General features: G+C 39.7%; 6 protein-coding genes, 1 pseudogene and 1 other annotated feature. All 7 genes and pseudogenes read right to left on the bottom strand.

Translation table 11 applies throughout. The features are described from left to right. Positions 1-163: 163 nt before the first annotated feature. Positions 164-7,873 carry a YSIRK-type signal peptide-containing protein gene (locus EL076_RS02860; RefSeq protein ID WP_126429159.1) on the bottom strand — a complete coding sequence of 2,570 codons (7,710 nt, stop codon included), beginning with the start codon at positions 7,871-7,873 and terminating at the stop codon, positions 164-166. Positions 7,874-8,100: 227 nt separating this feature from the next. Beyond that, positions 8,101-8,328 (bottom strand): annotated as a pseudogene (locus EL076_RS10465) (IS30 family transposase); the annotation flags it as partial. A gap of 336 nt (positions 8,329-8,664) precedes the next feature. Further along, a complete protein-coding gene (rplL, locus tag EL076_RS02850) occupies positions 8,665-9,033 on the bottom strand; it encodes a 50S ribosomal protein L7/L12 (RefSeq protein ID WP_003095336.1) in 369 nt (122 codons plus the stop codon). A gap of 73 nt (positions 9,034-9,106) precedes the next feature. Further along, positions 9,107-9,610, bottom strand: a complete 504-nt coding sequence (gene rplJ, locus EL076_RS02845; RefSeq protein ID WP_003095623.1) for a 50S ribosomal protein L10 — start codon at positions 9,608-9,610, stop codon at positions 9,107-9,109. A gap of 31 nt (positions 9,611-9,641) precedes the next feature. Beyond that, positions 9,642-9,777: a sequence feature (ribosomal protein L10 leader region), on the bottom strand. A 125-nt stretch (positions 9,778-9,902) separates the two neighbouring features. Then, complete coding sequence (locus tag EL076_RS02840; RefSeq protein ID WP_126429157.1) at positions 9,903-11,111, bottom strand: ABC transporter permease; 1,209 nt, start codon at positions 11,109-11,111, stop codon at positions 9,903-9,905. Between the two features lie 9 nt (positions 11,112-11,120). After that, complete coding sequence (locus EL076_RS02835) at positions 11,121-11,807, bottom strand: ABC transporter ATP-binding protein (protein ID WP_408055271.1); 687 nt, start codon at positions 11,805-11,807, stop codon at positions 11,121-11,123. A 10-nt stretch (positions 11,808-11,817) separates the two neighbouring features. After that, entirely contained in the window at positions 11,818-13,071 is a 1,254-nt protein-coding gene (locus tag EL076_RS02830) for an efflux RND transporter periplasmic adaptor subunit (protein ID WP_126429153.1), read from the bottom strand. Between the last annotated feature and the right edge of the window lie 53 nt (positions 13,072-13,124).

Here is a 13,124-nt window from a genome sequence, read left to right as displayed (position 1 = left end):
TTGTTTTTAAGTATCTATCCTCTTTTTAGTAATATTAAAATAATTTTTACCATTTTATTAAATGTTAGCAAACCTATTTTCAGAAAACATTTGTGAATTTCAAAAAACCAATGATTTTTACATCATTGGTTTTCTGCTATATTCGTTTATCAGAAAGATTTAATTAATCTTCTTTCTTCTTGCGAGCTACAAGACCAAATCCACTCAATACTCCAAGAAGCCCAAGTGCTACTAGACTATTATTGTCTTCAGTACCTGTATTTGGCAACTCTTTTTGACCTTCAACATATTTTGGTGTTGCTGGTTGACTTGGTTCAACCGGTCTTGGAGTTGGCATCTCAACTTTCTTGAAGATATGTTTGATATTTCCATTTGGATCAGTCACAGTCTTCACATATTCGTAACCTGAAACTGTTCCCGGTTCTTTAGAACCTGACTCAGTTGGTTTCAATGGATTTCCATTTTCATCAGTCCAAGTAGTTGTATTTTGCTTACCTGGAGTTGGTTGAGGAACAGGTGAAGGCGTTGGAGCTGGTGTTGAAACTTTCTCATAAACGTGTTCGATATCGCCATTTGGAAGTTTCTTAGTCTCTACGAAGCGGTAACCTGGAATATCTTTCTTAGGTTGTTCGCCGTCTTCTGTTGGATAATTTGGAATTTCATTGCCATCTTTATCCTTGTGACTTGTCTTAACTTTTTCGTAAACGTGTTCGATGTCGCCGTTTGGAAGTGTCTTAGTCTCTACGAAGCGGTAGCCTGGGATATCTTTCTTAGGTTGTTCACCATCTTCTGTTGGATAGTTCGGAATTTCATTGCCGTCTTTATCCTTATGACTTGTCTTAACTTTCTCATAAACGTGTTCGATGTCGCCGTTTGGAAGTGTCTTAGTCTCTACGAAGCGGTAACCTGGAATATCTTTCTTAGGTTGTTCACCATCTTCTGTTGGATAGTTCGGAATTTCATTACCGTCTTTATCCTTGTGACTTGTCTTAACTTTTTCGTAAACGTGCTCTGTATCTCCGTTTGGAAGTGTCTTAGTTTCTACGAAACGGTAACCTGGAATATCTTTCTTAGGAGTTGTACCTTCCTCAGTAGTTGTTCCTGGAATTACATTACCATCTTTATCTTTATGAGTTGTTGTAACTTTCTCATAGATGTGTTTTGTATTTCCTTTTTCATCTACTTCAGTTTTAACAATCTTGTATCCTGGAATATCTTTAGTTGGTTTAGTTCCATCTTCTGTTAGTGAAAGTGGGTTACCATCTTTATCAACGAATGAAGTATCAGGACGAACTGTAGGAGTGTAAGTAGCTGTGACTGGTGTTCCATTCTTATCTACACGTTTAACGGTTACACCTGATGCTTTACCAACGAAGTCTGGTTCTGGTGTAAAGGTTACTTTACCGTTTTCATCGATTGTATAAGTTCCTTCACCTGGTACTATTTTTGTAGTTGTTCCATCTTCGAATGTTGGTGGTACATCTTCATCGATTGGCACATTAGGATTTCCTGGTGTAAATGTTGGTGTTCCTGTTTGAGGTTGTCCTTTAGGTCCTTCAGATACTGCAGGTGTTCCTTCTGGTTTCACCGGTGTTACTGTTGGAGTGTATTTAGCTGTGACTGGTGTTCCATTCTTATCTACACGTTTTACTGTTACCCCTGTTCCAACTCCTGTGAATGTCTTCTCAGGCGTAAATATTACTGTTCCGTCTTTCGCTACTGTGTATGTTCCTTCGCCTGGAATAGTCTTAGTTGTTGATCCGTCTTCGAATGTTGCTGGTACTTCATCATCCATTGGAACTTCTGGATTACCTGGTGTGAATGTTGGTGTTCCATTTTGTGTTTTACCTTGGATATCTGTTGTCTCAGCTGGTTCTGCTGTCGGTGTTACTGGCGTTACTGTTGGTGTGTAAGTTGTTTCTACCTTAGTTCCGTTAGTATCCTTTGCTACAACCTTAGCTGGATCTGGTGTACCAACAAAATCTTTGTTTGGTTGGAATGTAATAACTCCTGTTGTTGGATCAATTGTGTATGTTCCAACTTCTTTACCATCTTTAAGAGCTGGCATTGTTGTTACTTCGTTACCACTTGGGTCTACCAATTTAACAGTTGTCTTATCAATTGGGGCTACTTCATCACCTTGTTTGAACATTGACTCTGTGTCTTGAGTTTGTGGTTGACCTTGTTTTCCAGTTGTTTCTTTTGGTTCTGCTGTTGGTGTTACTGGCGTTACTGTTGGTGTGTAAGTTGTTTCTACCTTAGTTCCGTTAGTATCCTTCGCTACAACCTTAGCTGGATCTGGTGTACCAACAAAATCTTTGTTTGGTTGGAATGTAATAACTCCTGTTGTTGGATCAATTGTGTATGTTCCAACTTCTTTACCATCTTTAAGAGCTGGCATTGTTGTTACTTCGTTACCACTTGGGTCTACCAATTTAACAGTTGTCTTATCAATTGGGGCTACTTCATCACCTTGTTTGAACATTGACTCTGTGTCTTGAGTTTGTGGTTGACCTTGTTTTCCAGTTGTTTCTTTTGGTTCTGCTGTTGGTGTTACTGGCGTTACTGTTGGTGTGTAAGTTGTTTCTACCTTAGTTCCGTTAGTATCCTTCGCTACAACCTTAGCTGGATCTGGTGTACCAACAAAATCTTTGTTTGGTTGGAATGTAATAACTCCTGTTGTTGGATCAATTGTGTATGTTCCAACTTCTTTACCATCTTTAAGAGCTGGCATTGTTGTTACTTCATTACCACTTGGGTCTACCAATTTAACAGTTGTCTTATCAATTGGGGCTACTTCATCACCTTGTTTGAACATTGACTCTGTGTCTTGAGTTTGTGGTTGACCTTGTTTTCCAGTTGTTTCTTTTGGTTCTGCTGTTGGTGTTACTGGCGTTACTGTTGGTGTGTAAGTTGTTTCTACCTTAGTTCCGTTAGTATCCTTCGCTACAACCTTAGCTGGATCTGGTGTACCAACAAAATCTTTGTTTGGTTGGAATGTAATAACTCCTGTTGTTGGATCAATTGTGTATGTTCCAACTTCTTTACCATCTTTAAGAGCTGGCATTGTTGTTACTTCATTACCACTTGGGTCTACCAATTTAACAGTTGTCTTATCAATTGGGGCTACTTCATCACCTTGTTTGAACATTGACTCTGTGTCTTGAGTTTGTGGTTGACCTTGTTTTCCAGTTGTTTCTTTTGGCTCTGCTGTTGGTGTTACTGGCGTTACTGTTGGTGTGTAAGTAGCTGTTGCTGGAGTTCCATTCTTATCTTTAACTTCAACAGTTGCTGGATCCGGAGTACCAACAAAGTCTTTGTTTGGTTTAAATGTTACAACACCTGTTAATGGATCGATTACGTATTTACCAACTTCTTTTCCATCTTTTGTAGCTGGAATTTCTTTGTCTTCTACTGGTTGTCCATTTACTACGAATTTAGCCGGTTGCTGTTCGTTGATTGTGATTGGCGCTGTTTCATCACCTTGAGTAAATTTAGGTGTTCCTGTTTGCTCTTGACCTTGTTTACCACTTGAAGTTACACCTTCACCTGTTGGCTTAACTGGTGTTACTTCTGGAGTATAAGACCCTTTTGAAGTAACTGGAACTTTGTTTCCTTCTGAGTCAGTTGCTGTTACTGATACTTGTACATTAACACCTTTAGCTTTTCCTGTAAATGTTGGAAGTGGTTCAAATGTTACTACACCTGTTGTTGGATCGATTGAGTATGTTCCTTCTCCATCAACTACCACTTTACCTTCAGCATTAGCTCCTTCTAATGAGTAGGCAGCTGTTGTCCAGTCAACATTTGTTCCATCAGGTGTATTAGTTGCAGTGTTTAGTTCTTCAAAACGTTCTTTTCCAGAAATAGATGTCTGCGTTTGACCTTGTTTACCAGTAGTTTCATCATCAGCTGGGTCAATTCCGTATACAGTTGGTGTATATGTATTTGAAACTGGTACTGTTACTGGGTTACCTGACTCGTCATTAAATGTCACATCTGCTGCTACTGTGATAGGAGCTGCTGTACCAACAAATCCTTCAGCTGGTGTAAATGACACCTCACCAGTCGTTGGATCTACAGTGTATGTTCCTTCTTCAGTTGTTAAAGATTCAACTTTTGCTCCTGTTTTTGGATCTACTAGTTTATAATTTGATACTGTAGTTCCTTCTTTTCCATCATTGAAATTGTCGGCCATTGAGTCAGTTTGTTTTTGAGCTTGAGCACCTGATGATTTCTCTGGTTCTGTTACTACGATGTAGTAAGTTGTTTCTGCTACTGCATCTTCTGTAACTTCTCCAGCATCTGTTCCATCTACTGTTGGAGTTGTTACAACACCGTTTGAGTCTACTGCTCTGGCTGTTACTTTGTAACGTCCTTTTTGAGATAGTACATAAGCGTTAGCTTTAGCTAAGTTTGATTCTGCTGCTGTTTTAAGAGCTGTACGTGCTGTTTCTACCGCTTTTTCAGCTTCTAAAGCTGCAGTACGTGCTGTTTCTACCTCTGTTGTTTTTGTAGTAAGATTTGCCTTAGCTGTTGCTAATTGTTCTTCTATAGATGCTTTAAACTCTTTAGAATTAGCAAGTTTTCTTTCTGCTAATTCTTGAGCTGTTGGTGAAATTGTACGTAATTTCAAGTCATCTAATGCCTTTTGAGCATCTTCTACTACTCGTGTTTGACGGTCTAGTAGTTCTTGAAGACGAGCTAATTCGTTTTGTGTATCTTGTTGTTCTTTTACAGCTGTTGCTGCCGCTTGAGTTTTAGCTGCTGCTGTACGTTGTGCTTGGATATAAGCTGTTTCTTCTGCTTGAGCTCCATCAAAAGTAGTTACTGAGCCATCTGGTGCAGTTGCTGTTACTTTTGTTTTAATCGTATCAGAATCTGTTGCTGATGTTTTATCATCGATTGTATCTGCGAATGCTACATTTGCTTTAGTTGACTTGATTAAGTCTACTGATGTACCTTTTGCTTCTGAATAGCTTGTTGAGGTTCCTGTTGGTTTAGCATTTTGGATTGATGCTACATCTGTTGAACTTGCTTCACGGTATGATACATATCCTTTGAATCCAGATGCTGTTTCGATTTCCCAACCTGCATTTGATTCTTTAGCTGTTACCGCTGTACCGTCAGAAGATGTCCATTGGTTTGTTACTGAGTCGTAACTTACTGTAACTACCATCCCTTGTTCTGATGATGTGTTATCTTTCTTGATTAGAGTCTCTGTACGCGTAACATTACCTACTGCAGTTACCTCACCATTTTTACGGATTTCTGCAATCTTGTCCTCTAATGTTGATGCTGAAGATGTTGTATTCCATGTACGTTCAAACTCATAAACAACGAATTTAACATCACCATTTGCTTGCGCATCTGTATAAACACGACGTTCAATAAGAGTTGATGTACCATTACCATTGTCTTTTAATTCATAAGCTTTTTCAGTAGGTAACGAATATTTACCTGTTGCATGGTTAAATACCGCTTTGTACGTATTACCTGCTGCGTCAGTTACCATAGCAAATTCACGTTGAATATTTGCTTTTACCTTGTCAGTTGTTGCTTTAGCCGCAATATTATCCACACCAACGTATTTTGTAGATTTCGGAGTCACTGTTAAGTTAATAGTTGATTCCCCTGAAGTTGCAACTGGCGCTAATACTGCTCCTTCTTGAACTGCTGTATTTGTAGTACCTGCAGCTACTACCCAGTTTCCGTTCTTAGCTACTAATTTAGTAACTGTTCCATCTGGCATTGTAATTTCTGCTTTGTTAGCTCCATTTGAGATTGTTACAGGTATATTTGTTGCATAAGCTTCAACATTCTTAACAGTAATCTTAGGTGCTACTGCGATTGTAATATTTTCATGAGCTTCTTGACCATACATATTCCAATCCTGATTTTTCGCATTGGTTGTATTATTATAGTCTTTCGCATAAACAGCCGCTGTGAAAATTCCAGCTTCACTTGCTGTCCCAGTAATATCTCCAGTTTGTGGATTATAATTTAATCCTGGTACGACATCGTTTATCGAAGTTTGACTTCCTGTATAATTACCGTTTAGGGATGTATGGGCTGTGACAGTTTGTGGTCCGTTCTCGGTATTTACTTTAGATCCATCAACTGCAGTAAAGGTTGCTCCACTCGTGCTTCCAGGAGCAGTTTTTGAACCGGCAACAACTTTTTCTCCATTACTTCTGTATACATAACCAGTTCTTTCATCACGACTCATTCCATCATTATCAACATATTTGATGTTATGACTTACTTCGTCACCTACTGTAACTAACTTAGAAGATCCTTGAATAAGTGGTGCAGATGTATCTTGCCATCCTATCCATCCAGCCGTTAAATCCCTGAAAGTAACCTGCTGAGTAGCTCCATCTTTCTCTACAGTTACAATATAACGCATGTCATATACACCGTTTTGAAGAGAAGATGCTACATATCCTTCTACAGTATCTGTAGCTTCATTATAAGCTAATCCTGGAATTAAGTTGCTTAAGGCGACGTTTGTGATTTTGTAACCTGCAGCAGTTGCCTCATCAGATAAACTAAAACGTTTTTTCACATCTGTAAGATATACATAGTGATTTCCTTGTTCATAAGTATATCCGTAGATTTCTGTAGCTATGTATTCATAAGCTCCACCAGATCCCCAAGTTGTGTTCCCATTAGCTTTTCCTGTAGCACGAATTTTACCTTTCCATAGAGCAGCTTCTCGTCCAAGTTTTTGAGCTTCAGTTTTTGATAAAGGAATATCTGTACGACCACTTATTCCTGCTTGTCCACTATTTGCCGCAGGCACATCAGTGTTCTCAGATTGATAGCCATGAACATAAATTTTATAGTTGTCGTTGCCATCTAGTACTTTGTAAGATTTACCTGTAGAACCAAGAAATTCACCATTTTCTTTTCTTAATTCTGTAGAAGAAGCTGTGTATCCTTCGTTAGCTGAGAGAGCTACAGCGAATTTCCCATCTTGGCCGATACCGTTTCGTTTCAATTCGTCATAGACTGCCTGAATTGACTCGTTCAAACGGTTCAACTGAGCATCCACTTGTTCTTGTGCTAAGCTCTTATCAGCCAACAATTTGGTTGTTTCCGCAAGGACAACTTTGTTCTTAGCAATTGCTGCCTCGATAGCACCTTTACTCTCATCAGAAAGATCCTTTTTATTCATCTCTGAATAAGCTAATTGGTTGGTAACTTCTGCTTCAGATAAAGTTTGGTTCAAAACCTTGGTGTCTACTGTAGGATTGTCTTGATTTTGATTAGCCGCTTCTTCTTTCTTTGCAGTTTCAGCAGCGTTTGATTCTACAAGAACTGTCGCTAAAGCCTTAAGTGCTTCTGTTTGACTATCAACTTCTGATTGTCCATCTGTTGGATTCGCAAAAACCGATTTTGCGGTTGCTAAAGCTTCCTTTGCAGCAGAAAGAGCACTTGCATCTGCATTCTTAGCTACAGCGATACGGTTCTCTAAGCTTGAAATTGCTTCATAGAGTGCTGTTTTATTGGCAGCAACCTTTTCAGCAGTTTTTTCAGTATTTGCTTTAGGAGCTTCTGTTGGTGTTTTTTCTTCTGCTTCTTTTTGAACTGAAGTATCTTCCTTTTTAGGCTCCTCTGCCTTTACTTCTTTTTCAGTTACTGGAGTTTCTGCTTTCGTCGAAGTCCCATCATTTTCTGGATTAGAAGCTACTACTGATGAATCTGCAGTATTCCCATTAACTGACGTTTCTGAAGCAGATACTGCTCCATTTCCAAGGAACATCAAACCAGCCGCAATAGCTACCGATGCCGCTCCAAAACTATATTTACGAATACCGTAACGGATGTATTTTTCTACCCTAAAATCTTGTTGTTGCTTGCCTTTCATCGAGTCAAACAACCTCCTTTTATTTATTTTCATGTTCTCAGAAATACCTCAACTAAAAAACTTCCGAATATCATCAAAAATAGTCCAGAAGATAATTTTCAGTTTTTATTCCTTCACATATACTATTTATTTTATCAAATTGCTCTACTCTAATCAAATAATATAATATGAAAATACAACTTTTTTATAATTTTTGAAATGATAAATTGCAAGTATAAGTGCAACATTTACTCGAACTCATCCACTAGAGCTTCACAAGCAGTTCTGTAAGCTAGGCATTTCCGTGGTCGGTGATTGATATCATATAAGACCTTGTTCAAAACCTCATCATAGTTAGTGGCTAAATCTGTTTTTTGGGGGGAAATATTCTCTTAGTAAGCATTTGCTTCTTCATTGCCTCCTCTCTACCAGAATGAATAGGCATCCGCAAAGAGAAAAGAAATTCCTAAATTTTTCTACCTAAGAATAGCAAGCAAACTCCAATATATTAAAAAAAGGTGAGTATCAGATATAAATTATGATGTAGGCGACAGTCTATTCTTACATGCTTTAATTGTTTCAAGTAAAAAATAATAAATCGAAAAATCGTTCATATTTTAATCCCATAGTAGAAGATATGATAAACAAGATCAGTCTAAAATAGAAAAACAAAAAACTGCCAAAAATAAATTTGGCAGTTTTTAGGTAGGGAACCCCATTAATTCAAACAGTTTCTCATAATCGTTTATCTCAATAAAAAACCAGAGCTAATGCCCTGGTTCCTTTATTAAGCGACTTGAGTCGTTACCTTATTATTTAAGAGTAACTGAAGCTCCAGCTTCTTCAAGTTTAGCTTTGATTTCTTCAGCTTCAGCTGCAGCAACACCTTCTTTAAGAACTGATGGTGCACCGTCAACGATAGCTTTAGCTTCTTTAAGACCTTCGCCTGTGATTTCACGTACAACTTTGATAACACCAACTTTTTTGTCACCTGCAGATGTCAATTCAACGTCGAATGAATCTTTAGCAGCACCAGCGTCAGCACCACCAGCTGCAGCAGCAGCTACAGGAGCAGCAGCAGTTACGCCAAACTCTTCTTCGATAGCTTTTACAAGGTCGTTCAATTCAAGGATTGAAGCTTCTTTAATTTCAGCAATAATGTTTTCAATGTTCAATGCCATTGTGATTTCCTCCAAATGTGTTTTTAATATAGTGTTTTAAACGTAGCTTAAGCTACGAGTTGTGAAGACGAGCTTATGCAGCACCGTCTTCTTTGCTTTCTGCAACAGCTTTGACAGCGTATGCAACGTTGCGCACTGGCGCTTGAAGTACAGAAAGGAGCATAGAAAGCATACCTTCTTTGTTTGGAAGTGATGCAAGAGCGTTGATTTCTTCGACTGAAGTGAACGCACCGTCAACAACACCACCTTTGATTTCAAGAGCTTCTGCATCTTTAGCAAATTCGCTAATAACTTTTGCTGGTGCGATAACATCTTCGTTTGAGAATGCTACTGCAGATGGACCAACAAAAAGTTCTTTAAGGTCTTCAAGACCTGCTTCTTCAGCTGCACGGCTCAAGATAGAGTTTTTGATAACTTTAAATTCAACGCCTGATTCACGAAGATTACGACGAAGAACTGTATCTTGGTCAACTGTAAGTCCACGAGAGTCAACAACAACGATAGATGCTGCTGCTTTCATTTTCTCAGCGACAATAGCAACCTGTTCAGCTTTTTTAGCAATAATAGCTTCACTCATTAGTAGTTTTACCTCCGTTTTTATTTTTGGGCTAGGCACAAAAAAATCGTACCTAAACCTAGACACGAAAGTACAATACGTTACAAAAAATAGTTACGTTTTGTGCCTCGGTTGGATGTTTACGAGTCTAGCTCCCCAACTGTCTTAGGTCAGTTTTTTTCAAACCTCATATAGGATACCATGACCTGAATCAGACGTCAAGAGAAAAATACAACTTTTTTTGGATTTTTTCTCTATCTTTTTTTGAACACCATAAAACCTCTCAAAATCCAAAGATTTCAAGAGGTCTTTTCTAATCATATCTAAGTGCTTCGATAGGATCTAGTTTCGAAGCTTTATTAGCCGGTAGAAGGCCAAAGATGATTCCTACGGCTGCTGAGAAGGCTATGCTTCCCATGGCTACGCTAAGAGAGACCGTAGCTTTAAGATTCATTGCACTCCCAATTGGTCCAACTACAAGGGCCGCAAAACCTAGACCAATCAAACCACCCAAGATGGTAAGGACCATCGATTCAATCAAAAACTGAGTCAAGATTTTACGACGTGTGGCACCTAAAGCTTTACGAAGACCAATCTCTCGTGTCCTCTCAGTTACCGAAACCAGCATGATATTCATAACACCAATTCCACCAACTAAGAGTGAAATCCCAGCAATAGCACCGACAACAGTGGTAATGGTTCCAAAGATTGTGTTCACCTGATCTAAGGCTGAACTCATATCTGCTGCCTTGTACTCTCCATTATCAACTTGGGACAACTGGGTCAAGCGTTTAGCGGCATCCTTAGCGACACTGCTACTATTTTTCACATCGGTCACATGGAAAAAAATCTGACCAATAGGATCAGTATTATTCTCAGCTGCCAACTGGGTATTGGCTACAAGCGCTGTCCCAATTTCACCAGAATCACCAATAGCTGTGTCTTTATTCTTATAAACACCAATCACACGATAATCATTGTTCCCAATAGTAACCACCTGATTAAGGGCATCCTCATTCGTCCTAAAGAGTTTTTTGGCTACCATCTGATCAATGACAATGACGCGCGAAAAATTTTTGTAATCATTGTCTTGCAAGGAACGTCCTGCCAGCATCTCTAACTTTTTAGCTTTAAAGTAGCCCTGACTGGCACCTGTGATATTAACTTTCTTCACAGTCTTTTTTTGGAGGGAGATAGAGGACGTTAGGCTGTTGGTCACAAAATAACTATCGATACCAGGCGTCTGCCTAGCTACTTGCTCCAACCAAACTTCTTTAACCGTTTTGGTCGGTTGTGACAAGTCTGCATAGGCAGGATCTAGCTCCTCACCCTTGGCTTCATAGTAGACTTGAACAGTATCCTTATCACCTGTCACACTATCGGTAACACTCTGACGCATCCCATTTCCTAGCCCCATGATAAGTACTACCGCAGCGACACCAATGATAATTCCCAACATGGTCAGGAAGGACCGCATCTTGTGTGAACGAATAGAACTAAGAGCAAATTTCCAATTTTCCATTCTTACCTCCTAGTCAATCCGAACGCTATCAGTCGTATCCTGAGTGATTTCACCATCACGAATGACAATCTTACGTCGGGCATAGTCTGCAATCACGGGTTCATGGGTAACCATGACAATAGTCTTCCCTTCACTGTTTAGCTGGGTTAAGAGCTCCATAATCTGGGTTCCTGTCTTGGTATCAAGAGCACCCGTAGGTTCATCCGCCAAAATGATTGCCGGATCGTTAGACAGTGCACGTGCAATGGCAACCCTCTGCTTCTGTCCACCAGACAACTCTGACGGTAGGTGATGGCTACGGTCTGACAAGCCGACTTTTTTCAAGAATTGCTCTGCCCTTTGCTTACGTTCACGTGGAGATTTTCCTGCATAAATCAAAGGAAGCTCTACGTTCTTTTGGGCACTTAACTTTGGCAATAGAAAAAACTGTTGAAAGATAAAGCCAATCTGGTCATTTCGTACCTTGGCCAAACGATTTTCAGAGAGATCAGCCACATCCTCGCCCTCGAGTTGGTAGGAACCTGTCGTCGGTTGATCAAGGAGGCCAATAATATTCATGAGGGTTGATTTTCCTGAACCAGAAGGGCCCATGATTGCCACGAAGTCACCTTCTTCAACTGATAAATCAATTCCCTTGAGTACCTGCAAGGACTCTTGACCATTTTTGAAAGACTTGGTGATGCCTTTTAAAACCATAAGAGCTGGCTTAGTCACTTGACTTCACCTCTTCTCCGCTAGTGTCTTTGGGCTTTTTACCCCTAGCATCCGTCACATTCTTTAGGGTCTCCCCATCCTTAAAGGATTTATCTGCCTTGGTGATAACTTTTTGACCTTCTTTTAGCCCTGATGCAATTTCTTGTTGCTTGGCATCTGCATTACCAAGTTTGACCTTAACTTGCTTGATTTTCTGAGTCTCATCATCGTACACCCAGACATAATTGTCAGAGCCTTTCTTGCTCACAGCAGTTACAGGAACCAACAAGGCATCATCATCTTTTGTCACTTCAAGAGATACATTAAAACCTTGTTTCAGTTTTCCGATAGGACTAGTCAATTGAACCTTGTATTCATACTGAGAACCTGACTGACCTGAGTTGCCAGATGTCCCCGTTGACTGATTGGTATTTTGCTTAGGATAATTGGAAACATAGCTGACCTTCCCTGTCCAAGTTTGGTCTGGGTATACTTTGGAAGTAATCTTGACCTTTTGCCCCACTGAAATATTTGGAATGTCATATTCCGTTAAGGTTCCTTGAATCTCAAATTGGCCTTCGCTTGTCACATGAACTAGGGTTTGGCTCTCTTTTGAAGCAGGGTCCACAGAGTCCGCGACTTCTACGACTGTCCCATTAGCATCTGAAACAATGACCGTTTGGTTGAGAACATCTTGTGCCTTTTCTAGCTCTGATGCTGCATTGGCAATGGCATCATTATAATCTTGCAAGGTTTGGTAATTACTTGCCTCAGTTTGCTGACGCTGTTGAGGACTAACGGTAGTTGTCGAATCATCCTCATCCGAATCATTATTTGTTTGCGTTGAAGCCGAAGGAGCTGTTCCATACTGTTGGAAATAATTACGGTCACGAACTGCCTTATTGTAGGCACGACTAGCCGTATCATATGCTGCTTGGGCTGAGGTGCTATCGTATTGGACCAGTTGCTGACCAACACTAACTTCCTCACCAACAGAGACTGTCACAGTGGCATTGCGTCCAATGGTATTGTCAAAATAAACATACTGTTCCGACTGAGCCTTCACCATGCCAGTCAGAAGAGTAGACGAGGCCAGTTGACCCTTTGTTACCTTACTCGCTGTGGGACTCTCTGACGCTTTATCATCTTGCCCACCTCCTCCAAGAAGGTTAAAACCTAAAACCAAAAGGACAAGAAAGCCAATTCCTCCAATGATCCAAACTCTTTTTTTATTTTTAAATAACTTTGGACTGATTTTCTTTCGCATAAATCTCTCTTTTCTATTTGTACTACACAGATAAAACAATTGTAATACTTTTA

The organism is Streptococcus vestibularis, from assembly GCF_900636445.1.
Lineage (GTDB): Bacteria > Bacillota > Bacilli > Lactobacillales > Streptococcaceae > Streptococcus > Streptococcus vestibularis.
Note: the sequence above shows the minus strand (reverse complement) of the source record. Positions and strands in the feature narration are given on the sequence as shown.